Origin of the sequence: Streptomyces sp. NPDC006476, assembly GCF_040612015.1 — a bacterium.
GTDB classification, from domain to species: Bacteria; Actinomycetota; Actinomycetes; order Streptomycetales; family Streptomycetaceae; genus Streptomyces; species Streptomyces griseorubiginosus_B.
The window spans coordinates 1-18,594 of sequence record NZ_JBEXPK010000032.1 but is presented as its reverse complement, the minus strand read 5'-3'; the positions used below and the strand labels follow the sequence as shown (position 1 = coordinate 18,594).

Sequence of the window (18,594 nt, the reverse complement as noted above, 5' to 3'; positions counted from 1 at the left end):
ACACGAGGTACGGCTCTGCGAAGCCGTACGTGACGTACGGCTCATGGCGGCGGTGCACCGGACGGTGTGGGCCGGTCCCGGGATCAGGGGCCGGGACCGGCCCACACACTCAGATCAGCTCAGGCCAGCGACAGTGGTGCGGACCTTGGCGATGATGTCGGCCGGGATGGGCGCGTACTTCAGGCCGGAGAGAACGCCCTGGCCGTCCTCGGAGGCGATGTACCCCAGGAACGCCTTGGTGGCCGGTAGGGTGTCCGCCTTGTTGCCCTTGTCGCACACGATCTCGTACGTAACCAGCGTAATCGGGTACGCGCCGTCTGCCTTGGTGTTGTAGTTCAGCTGCAGCGCGAGGTCCTGGCCCGTGCCGATGACCTTGGCGTCGGCGATGGCCTTGGAGGCGGAGTCGCTGCTCGGGGCGACCGGCGCGCTGGCACCCGTGTTGATGCTGACGGCGTTGACGCCCTCGGCCACGTAGGACAGCTCGAAGTAACCGATGGAACCGTTGGTCTGCTTGACCTGGGCGGCGACACCGGAGGACTGCGCGGCGGCCTGGCCACCCTTGGCCTGCCAGGCCTTGCCACCGGAGTACGTCCAGTCGCTCGGGGCGGCGGCCTTCAGGTACTTGGTGAAGTTGTCCGTGGTGCCGGACTCGTCCGAGCGGTGGAACGCCTGGATCTTGAGGTCGGGCAGCTTGGCGGAGGGGTTCAGCTTCTTGATCGCCGGGTCGTTCCACTTGGTGATCTTGCTGTCGAAGATCTTCGCCAGGGTGGGAGCGTCGAGGACCAGGTTGTCCACGCCGGAGAGGTTGTAGCCGACCGCGATCGGGCCGCCGACCATCGGGAGGTCGATGCCCTGGCCGCCGGTGCAGACCTTCTTGGAGGCGGTGACCTCTTCGGGCTTCAGCGCCGAGTCCGAACCGGCGAAGGCGATCTGCCCCTGGGTGAAGGAGGTGACACCCGCGCCGGAGCCGCCGCCCTTGTAGTTGATCTGGACGCCACAGGCCTTGGAGAAGTTGGCCACCCAGGCGTCGATCGCGTTCTTCTGCGCGGACGAGCCGTCGGCCAGGAGCTGCCCCTTGGCGTTGTCACACTTGACGGAACCGGCCTGGGTCGAGGCCGAAGCGCTGCTGCCGCCGCCGCTGTTGTTGCTGGTGTCGTCCGAGCCGCACGCCGTGAGGACCAGGGCGCCGGAGGCGGCGAGAGCACCGAGAGCGAGGGCCCGCCGGTTCATGCGCTGAAGCTTCACTTGAAAGAGATCCTTCCAGGAGCCGCCGTCCTGAATCGGCGGCGTGCGGAGTTGCGAAGTTTCGGTTGATGCGGACGCGTCTGTAGCGATGCGGCCGCATCTCGTAAGGCTGAAATTAGGCAGATCAGGTGAAGGCGCCAATGGGCGCAAATGAACGGGAGGTGAACCCCTGCAGACTTTGTGGTTAGGTCACGGAATGCTCACGGGGAGGGCACGTGTAGGTTCCGGCCTCACGGTGACACAGGAGTGACAGTTCTCCTGGAACCCACGAGATCGGCGCGCCGTCTCGTACCCCGAGAGCCATCGGGAGGCACAGCATGGAACGGCGTACGTTCATCGGCGGCGCGGCCGCGATCGCGGCGGTCGCCACGACCGCCTGCAAGGGCGGCTCCGCCGACGCGGACACCAGCTCCTCGTCCTCCTCCGGTACGTCCCTCCGGTCGACGTCGGCCCAGGCCGCCGCCGCGAACTGGACGGCTCTCGCCCGAGACTTGGACGGCACCCTCATCCGCCCGGGCGACGCCAAGTGGGCCACGGCCCACCAGCTGTACAACACCCGCTTCGACGGTCTGAAGCCGGCCGCGGTCGCCTACGTCGCCCACGCCGACGACATCCGTACGACCCTGACGTACGCCCGCGCCCACGGAATCCAGGTCGCCATCCGCAACGGCGGCCACTCCTACGCCGGCTGGTCCTCGGGGAACGGCAAGCTGATCCTCGATGTCTCCGAGCTGAACCGCATACGGGTCGGCGGTGGACAGGCCGTCGTGGGCGCCGGCTCCAAGCTGATCGACGTCTACCGCGCCCTGACGGCGAAGGGCGTGACGATACCGGCGGGCTCCTGCCCCACGGTCGGCGTCTCCGGTCTGGTGCTCGGCGGCGGCCACGGCGTGGTCTCCCGGGCCTACGGCCTGACCTGCGACAGCCTCACCGAGGCCACCCTGATCACGGCGGACGGCAAGCAGCTCACCGCCAACGCGACGACCAACAAGGACCTCTTCTGGGCCCTGCGCGGCGCGGGCAACGGCAACTTCGGCGTCGTGACGGAACTGCACTTCAGGACCCACCCGGCGCCGCAGGCCGTGTCGGCGTACGTCACCTGGCCGTGGGCGAAGGCGGCGGCCGTGGTGAAGGCCTGGCAGGAGTGGGGCCCCGACCAGCCCGACGAGATCTGGTCCTCCTGCCATCTGGAGAACGGCGGCTCGCCGACCGTGTCCGTCGCCGCGTTCTCGCTCGGCACCTACGGCGAACTCCAGAACGCGCTGGACCGCCTGGCCTCGAAGGTCGGCGCCCCCGCCCGCAGCGTCACGCTGAAGAGGCACACCTACGAGGGCGCGATGGAGGCGTACGCCGGCTGCTCCTCCTTCCCCACCGCCGCCCAGTGCCATCTGCCCGGCTCCACCCCGGGCCGCAGCCCGCAGGGCGCGCTCGGCCGGGAGACCTACGCGGCCCGCTCGGACTTCTTCGACCGCTCGATCTCGACGGCCGGCATCCAGACGATGCTGGCGCACATCAAGTCTGTCCAGGGCGGCGCCGGCAGCATCGCCCTCACCGCTCTCGGCGGCGCGGTCAACCGCGTCTCCCCCACCGCGACGGCCTTCGTCCACCGCCGCTCCCGGATGCTCGCCCAGTACATAGCGTCCTGGCGCGCGGGGACGACGGGCACGGCCGCCCAGTCCTGGCTGACGAAGACCCACGACGCGATGAAGCCGTACGCCTCCGGCGCGGCCTACCAGAACTACACCGACCCGACCCTGACGAACTGGCGCAAGGCCTACTACGGCGACGCGGCGGCGAGGCTGACGACGGTGAAGAAGCAGTACGACCCGAACCGCTTCTTCACCTACCCCCAGGCGCTGTAACCGGCTGTGGGCCTGCTCCAGGCCTGCTCTAGGCCGCGAGGTCCCGTTCCTCGGACTCGACGTCCTTGCGGGCGCCGGGGATCATCGTGCCCTCGCCGAGGGCCGAGCGTCCCCGCGCCCGGACGAACCAGGCGCCCCACGCGGAGGTCTCGACGGCCTTCAGCACCGGGGTGAGCAGGGCCATGGCGAGCGGGGACAGCAGCAGGGCGACGGCCGTGCCGAGCGCGAAGCCGCCCACCACGTCGGTCGGGTAGTGCACGCCCATGTAGACCCGGCAGAAGCCCTCGAGCAGCGCGAGCCCGATACCGACGAGCCCGAACCTCCGGTTGGCGACGAAGAGTCCCACGCCCATGGCCATGGTGATGGTCGCGTGGTCGCTGACGAAGGAGTAGTCGGTCTTGCCCGACACGAGGACGTCCAGCCCCTGGTGGACGAGGAAGGGCCGGGGCCGTTCGACGAAACCCCGTATGGGCACGTTCACCAGCACGGCGATCGCGGCGGCGAGCGGCGTCCACACCAGCGCGGCCACGGAGGAGGCCGCCTCCTCACCGCCCTTCCTGCGCACCGACCACCAGCACCACACCACCAGCAGCACCATGGCCACCAGCAGCCCGTACTCCCCGACGAACTCCACGACCCGGTCGAACCAGTGCGGAGCGTCCTTGGCCAGGCCGTTGATGTCATAGAGCAGGTCGACGTCGGGGTTCGACCCGGTGTCTGCGAGTCCAGCCATCGTGCTGCGGCCCCTTCGTCGTCTGCTTGCTACGGGAACAGGAACGCACGCTCCCGGTTAATACGTTCCACACTCCACCGAATGATCACGCAGACGTTATCGAAGAGAGACTCATCGCCGCAGCTCAGGGGGTGGGTTCACAGACGGCTCACACCGTGGTGGGCAGTGCTTTCGCGCCATCTTCCGTGACCCGGGTCGCCCCGAAGTACTCGGAGGTGTCGATCGGATCGAACCGGATGACGGCGCCGGTGCGCGGCGCGTCGATCATGTACCCGCCACCCACATAAATACCGACATGGTGAATGGCCCGGGAGTCCGTCGGATCGGTCGAGAAGAACACCAGGTCCCCGGGGAGCAGTTCGTCCCGCTGGGGGTGCGGACCCGCGTTGTACTGGTCGTTGGCCACGCGCGGCAGCGTGATGCCGACGCTCTCGTACGCGGCCTTCGTCAGCCCCGAGCAGTCAAAACGCCCGTTGTCGGCGGCAGTTCCGTTGCCGCCCCACAGATAGGGCGTGCCGAGCTTCTTCTGCGCGTAGTAGATGGCCCCGGCGGCCTGCTGGCTCGGGTCCACCCGCGACGCGGGCGCGGCGAAGCTCTCCTCCAACGTGGTGATGGTCTTGACGTAGTTCTGGGTCTCCTTGTACGGGGGGACACCCCCGAACTTGATCACCGCGTAGGCCCCGGCGTTGTACGAGGCGAGCATGTTTTCAGTCAGATTCCCGGGTACGTCCTTCACGTACGAGGCGAGTTGGCAGTCGTACGACGCGGCGGACGGGATCGCGTCCTGCGGATCCCAGACGTCCTTGACGCCGTCGCCGTTTCCGTCGATCCCGTGCGTGGCCCAGGTCCCCGGGATGAACTGAGCTATCCCCTCGGCCGCCGCGGCGCTCCGGGCCCGCGGGTTGAACCCGCTCTCCTGATAGAGCTGGGCGGCGAGCAGAGCCGGGTTGAGGGCGGGGCAGAGATTGCCCCACTTCTGCACGATGGCGGAGTACGCGGCCGGTACGGCCCCCTTGGCCAGCGCCTTGGTGCCGCCCACCACGCCGTTGACGAGGTTCCCGGCGACGACGTACACCCCGACGACGAGCAGCATGACGAAGGCCATGGCGGAGCCGACAGCCACGGACGCGATGATCCATGCCTTACGCACCGTCACCCGCCCCTCGCCGCCCGGGAGTCCGCCCAGGAATCCGTCGAGGGGTCAGTCTAGGGGCGGTGCCTGTGTTTCGGAATGATCACACTCGGCCATTGTCAGACGTCAGACGCCCGCCACCCCCTCGGATGACGGATCACGGATCGGCGGCAGCGTCCTTGTACAACTCGGCGGCCTCGGCTCCCAGCACCACGCTGTAGGAGATGTCGTCGGTGTCGCCGCCCTCCTCGTGGCCGCCGAGCACGCCGACGACCTGCCCGTCGCCGTTCACCCAGGGACTCCCGCTGGTCCCCCCGCTCAGACTGGGACAGTCGATCCGCTGCTGGGTGCGGCTGTGCGCGGTCGGCCGGTTGGTGCAGCTGACCGGCACCTCCTGGGAGCTGGGATACCCGAAGACGGTCACCGCGGTGGCCCCGGTGGCCGTCCCGGTCGCGAACCGGTTCCCGCCGACGGCGTCCTCGACGCCCTTGCCGTGCTGATCGCCGGTGATCCCGAACGCGACGTCGCTGTCCTCGTCCTGCTCCTTGCGCCACCCGTCCGGCAGGAACGTCCGGTGCACGGTCCACACCCCGTAGGGCGCCTTGCCGTCCCGGTATCCGGGGACGAAAACGAAGTCCTGGTCGCTGTCCAGACAGTGCGCCGCGGTGACGATGAGGTTGCGGTTGGGACTGTGGACGACGGAGGCGGTGCAGTGGTGCCCGCCTATGAGAGTGGATCTTCGGTCGGCCGGGAACAGCGGACCGACCCGCACGGACTGCGAGGTCGCCGCGGCGGCCACGGTCACGCCGAGCGGTCCGGGCCCGTCGTCGGCGTTGGCGAGGGACGCGGAGGTGAGAGCCGGCACGGCCAGGACGACGGCCGCGCACAAGGGACTGGCGATACGCCTGCTGATCCGAGAGGTGCGCTTCATCGGCACCCACTGTGTCCGACGAAGGTGAGAAAACCGTCTGCCGTTCACTGAGATATCTCCGTGAACATGGACCGCCTCCTTCGTCCACCACCTCTACGGCGTCCCGACCACCGTACTGCGCCCACTTCCCGCTCGCCTCCGCGTCACTCTGAGTCACTTGGCCGGGCACTCGACCCACAGGAGCTTTGCGCCCTTGGACGCGCCGAGCTCCCGCAGCACGGATACCCCGACGACGTCCGCGCAGGCCCGCACGATCTGCAGCCCCCGCCCGCGCTCGGCGTCCACCGGCGGTGGGCCGTACGGTTCCCCGTCCCGAAACCCGGCCGGAACCCGCGGTTCGCTGTCCCACACGGCGACCCACAGCCGCCCCGACTCCATGGGCCGCACCCGCAGGGCGTACGGCCCCTGGGTGTGCCGGCGGGCGTTGGCGAGCAGTTCACCGGCCAACAGCTCGGCGGCCGGCGCGAGTTCGGCGAGCTCGTGGGCGGTGAGCAGCGCACGCAGGGTGGCCCGGGCGATTCCCGGCGCGCGTGGATCGTGCGGCTTGCCGTCCCGTCGGGCGGTGCGTTTCTGGGGACAGGGCGGGAACTACGCAAGCTCCGCGAACGTGCCGGCCTCACCTCCACGCAGGCCAGCCGCCTGCTCGGCGTGCAGCAGAACCAGATCAGCAATGTCGAGGCGGGACGTGCCGGTGTCAGCTCGGAACGCGTCCGTACGCTTGTCTGCCACTACGACTGCGGCGACAAGGCCCTCGTCGACGCGCTCAGCGACATGGCGACCGAGCGGGCAGCCCCCCGGGGTGACGAGCTCAGTCGAGGCAGAACTCGTTGCCCTCGATGTCCTGCATCGTGATGCACGACTCGTTGAAGCCGTCAGCACGCTGCACCAGCACGCACACCGCGCCGAGGGCCTCCAGTCGCGCGCGCTCGGCTTCGAGCGCGGCGAGACGCTCCTCGCCCACGAGTCCGGTCCCCACCCGCACGTCCAGATGGACCCGGTTCTTGACGACCTTGTCCTCGGGAACGCGCTGGAAGAACAGGCGCGGGCCCACACCGGTCGGATCGACACAGGCGAACGCCGAGCCCTGCCGCTCGGACGGCAGCGAGCGGTCGAACTCCTCCCAGCTGGCGAACCCCTTCGGCGGGGGCGGTACGACGTACCCCAACACCTCGCACCAGAAACGAGCGACGCGCTCAGGATCCGCGCAGTCGAAGGTGACTTGGAACTGCTTCACCGATGCCATCGGGCCACCGTAACAGCAGGCTCGCCCTACTCAACGCGCGTCCATCTGTGGACCTCCTGTGGCGATGGTCAAGCCCCCGCCAGCTCACGCCCATCCCCCGCCCATCCCGCAGTAAGCCCGCCCATCCCTTCGGTAACGCGGAAGTCAGGATTCCGAAACTGTCTTGTTTGTCGCGTACTCAACAAGCCATCGTCGTCGCGGGCCGCCGCCCCCACCGGCAACCACACCGGTGGACCCCCCACCCGCAGGCCTCTGTCCACCACTCCCAGGAGGCTGTACGTTGCGTACGTCCACCCCCAACTCCCCCCACATACGCGGCAGATGGCGCCGCATCGGCTCTGCGGCCGCGGCCACCGCCGCCCTCGTGCTCGCCGGTCTCGGCAGCGCGGCCCACGCGGATGCGGCGACCGACGGCACCCACAAGGTGAGCGCCAGGACGATCGCCGCGCAGGTGGCCAAGGCCCATGTGCGCTACGAGAACGCCTGCGCCGCGCACCCGAAGAAGGGCTACGCCTCCTGCGACGCCCTCCGGGTCACCGGCGGCACCACCGCCTTCATGGAGAAGCAGGCCGCGCTGAAGGGCATCGCCCCGAAGACCGTGAAGCCGAACGCCGCCTCGGACGACCCGACCGGCTACGGCCCGAGCGACCTCCAGTCGGCCTACGGCCTGACGGACGCGGCTTCCTCGGGCGGCTCCGGTGAGACCGTCGCCATCGTCGACGCCTACGACGACCCCAACGCCGAGGCGGACCTGGCCACTTACCGCTCGTACTACGGCCTGCCCGACTGCACGACCGACAACGGCTGCTTCAGCAAGGTCAGTCAGACCGGCTCCACGACCTCCCTGCCCTCGGCCGACAGCGGCTGGGCCGGTGAGGAGTCCCTCGACCTCGACATGGTCAGCGCCGTCTGCCCGAACTGCAACATCCTGCTCGTCGAGGCGAAGTCCGCGAGCGACGCCAACCTGGGCACGGCGGTGAACGAGGCGGTCAAGCTGGGCGCCAAGTTCGTCTCCAACTCCTACGGCGGCTCCGAGTCCTCCTCGGACACCACCTACGACTCCTCGTACTACAAGCACCCGGGCGTCGCCATCACCGCGAGCGCCGGCGACGAGGGCTACGGCGCCGAGTACCCGGCCGCCTCCCGGTACGTGACGGCCGTCGGCGGCACCGCCCTGAAGACCTCCTCCAACAGCCGCGGCTGGACAGAGACCGTGTGGAAGACCAGCAGCACGGAGGGCACCGGCTCCGGCTGCTCCTCCTACGACGCCAAGCCGAGCTGGCAGACCGACACCGGTTGCAGCAAGCGGATGATCGCCGACGTGTCCGCCGTCGCCGACCCGGCGACCGGTGTCTCCGTCTACGACTCCTACGGCTCCGACGGCACCGGCTGGAACACCTACGGCGGCACCAGCGCCTCCTCGCCCATCATCGCCTCGGTCTACGCCCTCGCCGGCACCCCGGGCTCCAGCGACTACCCGGCCCAGTACCCGTACAACGCGGCCGGCACCTCCGCCCTCAACGACGTGACCAGCGGCAACAACGGCACCTGCTCCACCAGCTACTTCTGCACCGCGAAGTCGGGCTACGACGGCCCGACCGGCTGGGGCACCCCAGAGGGCCTGGACGCCTTCACGGCCGGCTGACCGGAGCACGCACGACCTCCCCGACGGGTCACGGGGAGCCGGCCGAGTGAGGAGTACGTGGGGTCTCCTCGGCGGCACGCAGGGGGAACGGGTCACGGCAGCCGGCCGCGACCCGTTTCCCATGCAACAACCTTGACCTTCCTGTGCGTTGGGTAAAGTCCCCGACCTTCTTCAGTAATCCGGAAGTCAGAATTCCGTACACCTCTTGTTGTCACGTACTCAACAAGCGACAGTCGTGGCGGGCCGCCGCCCCACCGCCGGGGAACCCGTACCGGCGGTTTCGCACCCGCACCGCCCCTGTTTCCACCCCACTCAGGAACATCAGGAGGCTGCACGATGCGTTCCACTCCCCCCAACAGACCGGCCGGCCACAGAGCCTGGCGCCGCATCGGGGCCGCAGCGGCCGCGGCAGCGGCCCTCGTGCTCGCGGGCTTCGGCACCGCCGTACAGGCCGACGCGGCCACCGCCCCCGCCAAGGTCACCTGGACCGCGACCCCCTGCGCCACCCCCAAGCACAAGGGCGAACTGGCCTGTAACTCCTACCGCGTGACCGGCGGACTCACCGCCTTCCAGAAGCAGCAGGCCGCCCGCACCGGGGTCACCCCGAAGGCCGCCGACGCCACCACGCCCTCCGGCTACGGCCCGAGCAACCTCCAGTCCGCGTACGGCCTGACCTCCGCCGCCGCCTCCAACGGCTCCGGCGAGACCATCGCCATCGTCGACGCGTACAACGACCCGAACGCCGAGTCGGACCTCGCCTCCTACCGCTCCTACTACGGCCTGTCGGCCTGCACCACCGCCAACGGCTGCTTCAAGAAGGTCAGCCAGACCGGCTCCACCACCTCGCTGCCCTCCAGTGACAGCGGCTGGTCCGAGGAGATCTCCCTTGACCTCGACATGGCCTCCGCCATCTGCCCGAAGTGCAACATCCTCCTGGTAGAGGCCACCAGCGCCACCATGGCCAACCTGGGCAAGGCCGTGAACGAGGCCGTCACCCTGGGCGCGAAGTACGTCTCCAACAGCTATGGCGGCAGCGAGTCCTCCTCGGACACGTCGTACGACTCCTCGTACTTCAACCACCCGGGTGTCGCCATCACCGTCTCCGCCGGCGACAGCGGCTACGGCGCCGAGTACCCGGCCGCCTCCCGCTACGTCACCTCCGTCGGCGGCACCGCCCTGAAGACCTCCTCCACCGCCCGCGGCTGGACCGAGACCGTCTGGAAGACCTCCAGCACCGAGGGCACCGGCTCCGGCTGCTCCTCCTACGACGCCAAGCCGAGCTGGCAGACCGACACCGGCTGCTCCAAGCGCACGATTTCGGACGTCTCCGCGGTGGCCGACCCGGCGACCGGCGTCTCGGTGTACGACTCCTACGGCGTCACCGCCGGCTGGTACACCTTCGGCGGTACGAGCGCCTCCTCGCCGATCATCGCGGGCGTCTACGCCCTCGCCGGCACCCCGTCGTCCTCCTCCTACCCCGCCTCCTTCCCCTACGCGAAGGCCGGCACCTCGGCGCTGAACGACGTGACCAGCGGCAACAACGGCTCCTGCTCGACCAGCTACCTGTGCACCGCCCAGTCGGGTTACGACGGCCCGACCGGCTGGGGCACCCCCGAGGGGGTCTCCGCCTTCACCGGCTGACCGACTGACCCTCCGTCACCGAGCGGGCCGCGGCCTCCCACCGCGGCCCGTTCGCGTTGCCGGGTTACCCTTCACCGGGAGAACATCGGCACGACCACTCACCCGACCGACCGTCAGAAACGGCGCAGGTCATAGAAGGGGTCAACGACGGAACCACACGACTGGTTCCGCGCAGGCCTCATTGCCCGGCGTGACCTGCCGTGATACACAGAGTTACCGTACGAGCTATTCGTACGAAACCCGCCAACCAATGACGTCAAGTCGACATGCGACGGCGACATTGTCGGCGACAATGAGCCTGACCTCTGCACCGAGGCAGGGGACGCGGAACCGGAACCACCGGATCGACCGGAACTACCCACCAGGGGCGGTGACTTACATGCTCTTTGCGGCCGACAAGGGAGACATCAACACCATCATCGGCGGGATCGCTCCGGACTGGGGCCCCTTCGGCAGCCTGGGCAACGAGGCGAAGGTGATGATCGAGGTCGTGATGGCCGTCGCCATCCTGCTCTGCCTCGGCATCGCGGTATGGGGCGCGGCCAAGCAGCGCATCGGTGCGACCGCCCTGCGCGACACCTTCAGCGCGGAACAGGGCAAGGGCCTCATCATCGCCGGCCTCACCGGCGTCTTCATCATCGGTTCACTGGGCACGCTCTTCACCATCGTGTACGGCATGGCCGTCTAGCAGACAACTCCTCCCCCACCCGCCCGTCGTGCTCACCGGCTGAGGTTGCGTTTCCCTGATGTCGAGTCACCACACCGCGCCCGCGCGGGAACCAGCACGGCTACCGTCGTATCTCTACGAGGTGGAGAGGGCGTACGCGGCATGAGTCTCGGAGACGAGGGGCAGACCCGGACGAGGCTGCCCGACGCGGGCGGCGACGTGTACGGGGGCGCGCGGCGGGGCGGTCGCTCGTCGTCCCGGGGCCTGGTGACGGTGGTCGGCGTGGTGGTCCTCCTGATCGCAGCGATCGCCTTCGCGAACCGCGGCGGTGACGACTCCTCATCATCGACCGACAGCAACGCGAAGAAGCCGAACAGCTCATCGACAACGGCAACGGGCACCAAGCCGGTCCGGTCGAGAGCAGCAGGCATCCCGTCGGGCTTCGCCCACGACCAGCAGGGGGCGGAGAGCGCGGCGGCGAACTATGCGACGGTTCTCGTCTCGGCCGACATCCTCAAGCCGGCCCGGCGTACCGAGATCGTCCAGCAGGTCTTCGTCCCCGCCAAGCAGGCCACGCTGCAGCAGCAACTCGACAGCGCCTACTCCAGCGACTTCCTGAGCAAGATCGGCCTCGACGCAAACGGCAACGCGGCCGCGGGCAGCACCTACGTCTCCCGCACCGTGCCGATCGGCACCAAGACCACGAGTTACTCGGACACCACGGCCACCGCCGAGGTCTGGTGCACCGGGTTGTACGGCACCGCCGGCCAGCAGTCGACCACCCCGGTCACCAGCGACTGGTTCACCATGACGCTCCAGCTGAGCTGGTCCGGCGGTGATTGGAAGGTCGACAGCTTCTCCCAGAAGGACGGCCCCGCGCCGGTCCCCGGTGACAACAAGGCGTCCAGCGCCGACGAGATGTCCAAGGCCGTCGAGGAGTACGGAGGCTTCACCTATGCCCGGTAGCCGCGCTCTCAAGGTCACCGCCGCCCTGACGGCCGTACAGACCGCTGCCGTACTGTTCGCGACCCGAGCCGCAGCCGCCCCCTCCCCGTCGCCCTCGGACGACAAGTGCGACCTCATCGTCGGGCCCGCCAAGCAGTACTGCGAGCGCGGCAACGGCGACAAGGGCACCACCGGCGGTACCACCCCCAGCCTCACCTCGACGCTCGACCCGCTCGCCTCCCTGGCCCAGGGCTGTGCCAAAGCCGCCTCCTGGACCATCGACAAACTCAGTGATGCCGTCAAGGAGACCGCGAACGTCGACTTCACCAACCAGAAGTTCCTTCAGCAGTACGCAGTCGTCTTCGCGGCGTCCGCAATCCTCACCCTCCTCCTCTGGCTGCTCGCGGTGGCCAAGCGAGCCGTCCGAGGTGTCCCCCTCACGACGGCCATCTCGGAGGCGGTCGGTTTCCTCTGGCTGACGGTCCTGGCCTCGGCGTTCACGCCCCTGATCCTCTACACCGTCGTATCGGCGACCGACGCCGTCACCGACGTCATCGCGAAAGGCACCGGCGACCAGACGGACACGTTCTTCGGCACGTTCTCCGCAGCCCTCAGCAAGGGCAACGACATCGGCGGCGGCCCGATCATGCTGATCATCGTGTCGCTGGTCTCCGTACTCGCCGCGGGCGTCCTCTACCTGGAGCTCTATCTGCGGGCCGTACTGTTGTACGTCGGCGCCCTGCTAGGCGTCGTGGTCTACGCGGGCCTCGTGGACAAGAACCTGTGGGGTCACGTCCGCCGCTGGGCCGGCATCATGATCGCGGTCATCCTGGTCAAACCCGTGATCGTCATCGTCCTCGGCCTCGCCGGGGCCCTCGCCTCGGGGGGAGGGCCCGACTCCCTCGCCGCCGTCGTCTCCGGCCTCGCCATCATCCTGCTCGCGATCTTCGCCTCCGGGATGATCTACCGCTTCGTCCCCGGCTTCGGCGACGAGATCGCCAGCGGCCGCAACAACCGCATCATGCAGGGCGCCGAGAGCAAGGCCGCCGCGGTCATCAGCTCCCCGGCGACCATGGTCGCGCAGGGCATCAAGACGCACAGCGCCCGCGCCAACGACAACGGAGGCGGCGGCCAGTCGTCCTCGGGCGGCGGCGCCCGGCCGGCCAACCCGGTCTCCGGCGGCGTCGCAGCCCACAGCACCCGCACCCCGAACGGTGGTGGCGGCGGAACTGTCCCCTCCGCCGCACCCGCACCCCGTTCGGCGAGCCCGGTGAACACCCCGCACGCCAGCAACACCCGCAACAGCAGTACCAACCGCACGGGAGGTGAAGGGCGTTGACGACCGAGTCCCACCTGTCCCATCCGGTCACGCCCCGCCGTACATATCTCATCGGCCGCGCCCGGCCGAACGCGATCGTCGGCCGCAACCGCGAGTCCGGCGAGATCGCGCTGATCATCGTGGGCGCGTTCCTCGGCATGATGTGCGGGCTCCTCATCCCCGTCCTCTCCCTGCGCATCGTGCTGCTGATGGGCTTCCCGCTGCTCGCCCTGGCAGCGGTGTACGTGCCGTACAAGCACCGCACCTTCTACAAGTGGTTCGAGATCAACCGCAGTTACAAGCGCACCCTGAAGCAGGGCACGCTCTACCGGTCCGGAGTCATGGAGGCCGGCACCCGGCTCGACGGCCGTGAGGTCGAGATCGGCCCGCCACCCGGCATCGGCCGCATCACCTGGCTGGCCGCCCCCTTCGGCCCCGACGAGATCGCCGTACTCCTGCACGCGGACCGCCGTACCGTCACCGCCGCCATCGAGATCGAGGGCCCCGGCGTCGGCCTGCGCGACTCCGAGGACCAGGAAGCCCTCGTCGACCGCTTCGGCACCCTCCTCAAGCACGTGGCCAACGGCGACGGCTTCGTCACCCGCCTGCAGATGCTCGCCCGCACCCTCCCCGCCGACCCCGACGCCCACGCCAAGGACGTCGCCCTGCGCGGGGACGACAAGTCCCTGCCGTGGCTGCAGTCGTCGTACGACCAGCTGCAGTCCATGGTGTCCACCAGCAGCGAGCAGCACCGCGCCTATCTCGTCGCCTGCATGCACTTCACCCGCGAACTCGCCGCCGAGGCACAGGCGATGGCACGCGCCGCCAGGCCCCAGGCGGGCCGCAAGGTGGACCGGGACGCGGGCCTCGCGGTCGTCATGGCCCGCGAGCTCACCGACATCTGCTCGCGCCTGCAGGAGGCCGACATCCGCGTCCGCCAGCCCCTCGGCCAGGGCCGGCTCGCCTCCCTCATCCACTCCATGTACGACCCCGACCACCCGATCGACCACATCCAGGCGATGACCAAGCGCAACGCCTGGCCGGCCGAGCTGGACGCCATGGAGCCGACGTACCTCCAGGCCAAGACCCGGGAGTCGAGCACGCGTGCGCCCTGGTGCCATGCCACCGCCTGGGTGAAGGAGTGGCCGATGACCCCGGTGGGCGTCAACTTCCTGGCCCCCCTCCTGGTCCACACCCCGGACGTCATCCGAACGGTCGCAGTGACGATGGATCTTGAGCCCACCGAGGTAGCCATCGAACGCATGCTGACCGAGAAGACCAACGACGAAGCCGAGGCCTCCCGCGCCGCCAAGATGAACCGCACCGTGGACCCCCGTGACGTCGCCGCCCACACCCGCCTGGACCAGCGGGGCGAGGACCTGGCGAGCGGCGCCGCGGGAGTGAACCTGGTCGGCTACATCACCGTCTCCTCCCGCTCCCCCGAGGCCCTGGCCCGCGACAAGCGGACCATCCGGGCCTCGGCCGGAAAGTCGTACCTGAAGCTGGAGTGGTGCGACCGCGAGCACCACCGCGCCTTCGTGAACACACTCCCGTTCGCCACCGGCATCCGAAGGTAGGGACCAAGCATGCGGGATCCGCTGTCCGTCCTCACCGACGCCTTCACGTCCTTCCTCTTCGGGAAGGTCGAGACGACCCGCCTGCCGGTGCGCACCTCGACCGGCCAGGCCCAGGCGGTCTACCTGCCGACCGCCGCACCGGGCCTCGGCGACTCGGGAGTGATCATCGGCCGCGAGGTCTACTCCGGTAAGGGCTACATCTACGACCCCTTCCAGCTCTACGGCCAGCAGCTCCCCGCCCCCCACTGGCTGGTCCTCGGCGAGTCCGGCAACGGCAAGTCGGCGCTGGAGAAGACGTACGTCCTGCGCCAGCTGCGCTTCCGCGACCGCCAGGTCGTCGTCCTGGACGCACAGGGCGAGGACGGGGTCGGCGAGTGGAACCTGATCGCGGAGGAGCTGGGGATAACTCCCATCCGCCTGGACCCGACGGCCGCCCTGGACATGGGCATCCGCCTCAACCCGCTCGACCCCGCGATCACCACCACCGGCCAGCTCGCCCTGCTCCGGACGATCATCGAGGTCGCGATGGGCCACGGCCTGGACGAACGCGCCGGCTTCGCCCTCAAGGTCGCGCACGCCTACGTCAACGAGACCATCGTCGAACGCCAGCCGGTCCTCACGGACATCGTCGAGCAGCTACGGCACCCCGAGCCGGAGTCGGCCGAGGCGATGAACGTCGACATAGACGACGTACGGGCCTGGGGCCTGGACGTCGCCCTCGTGCTGGACCGGCTCGTCGACGGTGACCTGCGCGGCATGTTCGACGGCCCGACCACCGTCGGCATCGACCTCGACGCGCCCCTCATCGTCTTCGACCTCTCCCACATCGACCGCAACTCCATCGCCATGCCGATCCTGATGGCGATCGTCGGAGTCTGGCTCGAGCACACCTGGATCCGCCCCGACCGCAAGAAGCGCATCTTCCTGGTCGAGGAAGCCTGGCACATCATCAACAGCCCCTTCGTGGCGCAGCTGTTCCAGCGGCTGCTGAAGTTCGGGCGCCGGCTGGGTCTGTCCTTCGTGGCGGTGGTCCACCACCTGAGTGACGTGGTGGACGGAGCGGCGGCGAAGGAGGCGGCGGCCATCCTGAAGATGGCGTCGACGCGGACGATCTACGCCCAGAAGGCGGACGAGGCCCGCGCGACCGGCCGGGTCCTCGGCCTGCCCCGCTGGGCGGTGGAGATCATCCCGACGCTCACCCCGGGCATCGCCGTCTGGGACGTCAACGGCAACGTCCAGGTCGTCAAACACCTGGTCACCGAGACGGAACGCCCCCTGGTCTTCACCGACCGGGCGATGACCGAGTCGTCCGCCGACCTCGAGCTGGCCGACGACGCCCTGCGCGCCGCCGAACTGGAAGCGGAGGAACGCGCGGCGGCCTTCGTGGAGCAGCACCTGAGCGACTACGACGACTCGTCCGAGTCGACGGTGGCGTAACGGCGGCGGGGAGGCGGACGTGGTGAGACCGGACGTTCGGAGACGGGACGAACGGGAGGGCCAGGGCGGCATCCCCGACGGGCTGCTGGTCGGCATACTCGCCTTCCTCCTCGGCATGACCCTGATGGTGTGGACGGCGACGGGCCTCGCGGGCCTGTTCGCCAAGGGCTCCTGGCCCGACGGCGTCTCCTTCACCCGCACCCCGCTCGCCATGCGCCACCTCATCGGCCGGCCCCACGACATCACCGGCGCCTGGCCGGACACCCCGACGGCCCAGCTGTCGGGGTACGGCCTGTTCTGGGGGCTGTTCATCGGCCAGCTGATGGTCCTCTTCGTCCTGACCGTCTTCGTCATGGGCACCGTGGCCCGCTGGCGCGCGGGCCGCGCCAGACGCCGCCTGGAGCAAGTGGCGGCGGTGGAACGCGCGACGGCCGCGGCGACCGCCCCGGCCCCGGAACCGACAGCACAGCCGCTGGAAAGAACGACACAGCAGCCGACGGAGGTACGACCGCCCCAACCGGCCGATGTCCACGAGGTGCCGGTGCCCCGCACGGAGCCGGCTCTCCCCCAGCCGGCGGCCCCGATCCAGCTCGAGACGGCCGTCGCACCGGTAGCGGGCGGCTGGGACCGCGCCGAGGGCGCCGTGCACTACGCCCCGCCCGCGAGCCGCCACACGACCGCGACCCAGGCCATACGGGACGCGGAGGGCCCCGCCCTCGTCGTCACCTCGAACCCGTCCCTCTGGGCGGACACCAAGGACCCCCGCGCGAAACTGGGCCCGGTCCTCCTCTACGACCCCACCCACCGCTGCGACACTCCGGCCCGCCTCCACTGGTCCCCCACCGCCGGCTGCGAGGACAGACAGACGGCCTCCGCACGGGCCGCGGCCCTCCTCGCCCCCATCCGCCCCACGGCCAAACTGGACGAGGCCCTCTCCACCACGGCGGAAACGCTCCTCCGCAGCTACCTGCACGCCGCCGCCGTGGACGGCCGCACCATCCGCCACGTCCACCGCTGGTCCCAGGGCACCCAGATCCAGGACGCCGTCCGCATCCTCCGCACGAACCCCAAGGCCTCCCCCGGCTCCGCGGGCGAACTCGAGGCCGCGCTCACCGCGCACCCCGACCGCCGCGACATGGCCCAGGAGTTGACGACGAGAGCACTGTCCTCCCTCTTCACGGTCAACATCCGAGAGGCCTGCACACCCAACCGAACCGATGCCATCGCCTTGGATTCCTTCGTGGACGAAGGGGGAACGCTTTATGTAGTGGGGGAATCCATCGAGGATCCCAGGAGCAACCCAGGCGCGATGCCTCTCCTGACGGCCCTCGTCTCCAGCGTGGTCGAGCGCGGCCGGCGCATGGCCGAACGGTCATCCGCCGGTCGCCTCGACCCACCACTCACGCTCGTCCTGGACGACGTCGCAGCCGTGGCCCCGCTCCCCCAGCTCCCCGAGCTGCTCGCCACCGGCGCGGACCGCGGCCTGCCGACCCTGGCCCTGCTCCGCTCCCGCGAACAGGGCCGCGCCCGCTGGCCCCACGACGAACTCCCGGTCTGATCAACCAGCCTCGCGCTCCAGGGCGAACTCCAGCTCGGCCTCCCCGCCGGCCTGCGGCAGCGGCACGGTCACCCCGGTCGGCACGAACCCGACCTTCCGATACAGCCGCTGAGCCCGCCCGTTGTCCTCATGCACGATGAGCCGCACCCGCTCGGCACCCTGGGCCCACGCCCACTCGAGACCGGCGTCGAAGAGCACTTCGGTGAGCCCGATCCCCCGGTACTCGGGCCGGACGAACACCCCCACGATGTGCCCCTGCCTCCGCTCGACCGGAAATCCGGCCCAGTCGGTGGCCCCCGCCTCCTCTATGAGCACGGTCAGCGTCCCGACCCACTCACCGTCCGGCCCTTCGGCGATGATCTGCTGGGCGCCAGTGGCTCCTTCACAGCTCCCCTTGGCTCGCTCCTGCCAGAAGGAGTCGGGATGGGCCAGAGCGTTGTCGTACGTCTCCAGAAAGGCGAGGGGCGCCACCGGGTCCTGCAGGGCGACGAGCCGCAGCGCCTTTGCGGCCGGCCATTCATCGGCACGGATGGAACGGATCTTGTAGCTCATGGAGCCACGGTAGCGGAACGCAGAAAACCCCCGGACCGGTATCCCCGGCCGGGGGTTTTCTCACAAATTGTTCGGCGGCGTCCTACTCTCCCACAGGGTCCCCCCTGC

General features: G+C 69.4%; 16 protein-coding genes and 1 pseudogene. 10 read left to right on the top strand and 7 right to left on the bottom strand.

The genetic code is table 11. The annotated features are described in order from the left end of the window. Positions 1-114: 114 nt before the first annotated feature. Positions 115-1,245, bottom strand: a complete 1,131-nt coding sequence (gene pstS, locus ABZZ74_RS31215) for a phosphate ABC transporter substrate-binding protein PstS (RefSeq protein WP_356770600.1) — start codon at positions 1,243-1,245, stop codon at positions 115-117. A gap of 317 nt (positions 1,246-1,562) precedes the next feature. Between pstS and ABZZ74_RS31210 the strand changes: the two genes are divergently transcribed. Further along, positions 1,563-3,107 (top strand): FAD-dependent oxidoreductase, encoded by a 1,545-nt coding sequence (locus ABZZ74_RS31210; protein WP_356770598.1) that lies wholly within the window; start codon positions 1,563-1,565, stop codon positions 3,105-3,107. A 28-nt stretch (positions 3,108-3,135) separates the two neighbouring features. On the opposite strand, the gene ABZZ74_RS31205 is transcribed toward ABZZ74_RS31210, so the two are convergent. The 4 genes from ABZZ74_RS31205 to ABZZ74_RS31190 all read right to left on the bottom strand — a co-directional run bounded on the left by ABZZ74_RS31205 (position 3,136) and on the right by ABZZ74_RS31190 (position 6,350). Beyond that, positions 3,136-3,840: a phosphatase PAP2 family protein gene (locus ABZZ74_RS31205; protein ID WP_356770596.1), complete on the bottom strand. Its 705-nt coding sequence runs from the start codon at positions 3,838-3,840 to the stop codon at positions 3,136-3,138. A gap of 148 nt (positions 3,841-3,988) precedes the next feature. Then, on the bottom strand, positions 3,989-4,996 hold the full coding sequence (locus tag ABZZ74_RS31200; RefSeq protein ID WP_356770594.1) for a bifunctional lytic transglycosylase/C40 family peptidase: 1,008 nt from the start codon (positions 4,994-4,996) through the stop codon (positions 3,989-3,991). A 133-nt stretch (positions 4,997-5,129) separates the two neighbouring features. After that, positions 5,130-5,903: a trypsin-like peptidase domain-containing protein gene (locus ABZZ74_RS31195; RefSeq protein ID WP_356770592.1), complete on the bottom strand. Its 774-nt coding sequence runs from the start codon at positions 5,901-5,903 to the stop codon at positions 5,130-5,132. 153 nt (positions 5,904-6,056) lie between these two features. Then, the gene (locus ABZZ74_RS31190) at positions 6,057-6,350 is read right to left on the bottom strand and encodes an ATP-binding protein (protein WP_356770590.1); all 294 of its coding nucleotides are present in this window, start codon (positions 6,348-6,350) and stop codon (positions 6,057-6,059) included. 123 nt (positions 6,351-6,473) lie between these two features. Between ABZZ74_RS31190 and ABZZ74_RS31185 the strand changes: the two are divergent. Then, a pseudogene (locus tag ABZZ74_RS31185) lies at positions 6,474-6,671 on the top strand (helix-turn-helix transcriptional regulator); the annotation flags it as partial. 40 nt (positions 6,672-6,711) lie between these two features. Here ABZZ74_RS31185 and ABZZ74_RS31180 read toward each other — a convergent pair. Next, positions 6,712-7,146, bottom strand: a complete 435-nt coding sequence (locus ABZZ74_RS31180; RefSeq protein WP_356770588.1) for a VOC family protein — start codon at positions 7,144-7,146, stop codon at positions 6,712-6,714. Between the two features lie 280 nt (positions 7,147-7,426). Between ABZZ74_RS31180 and ABZZ74_RS31175 the strand changes: the two genes are divergently transcribed. The 8 genes from ABZZ74_RS31175 (at position 7,427) to ABZZ74_RS31140 (ending at position 17,934) form a co-directional block, all read left to right on the top strand. Further along, the gene (locus ABZZ74_RS31175; protein ID WP_356770586.1) at positions 7,427-8,791 is read left to right on the top strand and encodes a S53 family peptidase; all 1,365 of its coding nucleotides are present in this window, start codon (positions 7,427-7,429) and stop codon (positions 8,789-8,791) included. Positions 8,792-9,127: 336 nt separating this feature from the next. Beyond that, positions 9,128-10,432: a S53 family peptidase gene (locus ABZZ74_RS31170; RefSeq protein WP_356770584.1), complete on the top strand. Its 1,305-nt coding sequence runs from the start codon at positions 9,128-9,130 to the stop codon at positions 10,430-10,432. A 379-nt stretch (positions 10,433-10,811) separates the two neighbouring features. Next, positions 10,812-11,120: a hypothetical protein gene (locus tag ABZZ74_RS31165; RefSeq protein ID WP_014673544.1), complete on the top strand. Its 309-nt coding sequence runs from the start codon at positions 10,812-10,814 to the stop codon at positions 11,118-11,120. 141 nt (positions 11,121-11,261) lie between these two features. Then, positions 11,262-12,065, top strand: a complete 804-nt coding sequence (locus ABZZ74_RS31160) for a hypothetical protein (protein WP_356770582.1) — start codon at positions 11,262-11,264, stop codon at positions 12,063-12,065. Beyond that, entirely contained in the window at positions 12,055-13,383 is a 1,329-nt protein-coding gene (locus tag ABZZ74_RS31155; protein ID WP_356770580.1) for a hypothetical protein, read from the top strand. Before ABZZ74_RS31160 ends, ABZZ74_RS31155 begins: the two co-directional genes overlap by 11 nt. Beyond that, positions 13,380-14,939 carry an SCO6880 family protein gene (locus ABZZ74_RS31150; RefSeq protein WP_356770578.1) on the top strand — a complete coding sequence of 520 codons (1,560 nt, stop codon included), beginning with the start codon at positions 13,380-13,382 and terminating at the stop codon, positions 14,937-14,939. Before ABZZ74_RS31155 ends, ABZZ74_RS31150 begins: the two co-directional genes overlap by 4 nt. A 9-nt stretch (positions 14,940-14,948) precedes the next feature. Next, positions 14,949-16,376 (top strand): ATP-binding protein, encoded by a 1,428-nt coding sequence (locus tag ABZZ74_RS31145; protein WP_356770576.1) that lies wholly within the window; start codon positions 14,949-14,951, stop codon positions 16,374-16,376. A 22-nt stretch (positions 16,377-16,398) separates the two neighbouring features. Then, positions 16,399-17,934, top strand: a complete 1,536-nt coding sequence (locus ABZZ74_RS31140) for a type IV secretory system conjugative DNA transfer family protein (RefSeq protein WP_356770755.1) — start codon at positions 16,399-16,401, stop codon at positions 17,932-17,934. Here the strand turns inward: ABZZ74_RS31140 and ABZZ74_RS31135 are convergent, their stop codons facing one another. Continuing rightward, entirely contained in the window at positions 17,935-18,486 is a 552-nt protein-coding gene (locus tag ABZZ74_RS31135) for a GNAT family N-acetyltransferase (protein WP_356770574.1), read from the bottom strand. Positions 18,487-18,594 lie beyond the last annotated feature (108 nt).

What these genes read in the sequence shown, in the direction of transcription:
- ABZZ74_RS31165 (WP_014673544.1), top strand. Translation starts at nt 10,812, where the DNA reads ATGCTCTTTGCGGCCGACAAGGGAGACATCAACACCATCATCGGCGGG.
- ABZZ74_RS31170 (WP_356770584.1), top strand. Translation starts at nt 9,128, where the DNA reads ATGCGTTCCACTCCCCCCAACAGACCGGCCGGCCACAGAGCCTGGCGC.
- ABZZ74_RS31160 (WP_356770582.1), top strand. Translation starts at nt 11,262, where the DNA reads ATGAGTCTCGGAGACGAGGGGCAGACCCGGACGAGGCTGCCCGACGCG.
- ABZZ74_RS31135 (WP_356770574.1), bottom strand. Translation starts at nt 18,486, where the DNA reads ATGAGCTACAAGATCCGTTCCATCCGTGCCGATGAATGGCCGGCCGCA.
- ABZZ74_RS31155 (WP_356770580.1), top strand. Translation starts at nt 12,055, where the DNA reads ATGCCCGGTAGCCGCGCTCTCAAGGTCACCGCCGCCCTGACGGCCGTA.
- ABZZ74_RS31180 (WP_356770588.1), bottom strand. Translation starts at nt 7,146, where the DNA reads ATGGCATCGGTGAAGCAGTTCCAAGTCACCTTCGACTGCGCGGATCCT.
- ABZZ74_RS31210 (WP_356770598.1), top strand. Translation starts at nt 1,563, where the DNA reads ATGGAACGGCGTACGTTCATCGGCGGCGCGGCCGCGATCGCGGCGGTC.
- ABZZ74_RS31195 (WP_356770592.1), bottom strand. Translation starts at nt 5,903, where the DNA reads ATGAAGCGCACCTCTCGGATCAGCAGGCGTATCGCCAGTCCCTTGTGC.
- ABZZ74_RS31145 (WP_356770576.1), top strand. Translation starts at nt 14,949, where the DNA reads ATGCGGGATCCGCTGTCCGTCCTCACCGACGCCTTCACGTCCTTCCTC.
- ABZZ74_RS31205 (WP_356770596.1), bottom strand. Translation starts at nt 3,840, where the DNA reads ATGGCTGGACTCGCAGACACCGGGTCGAACCCCGACGTCGACCTGCTC.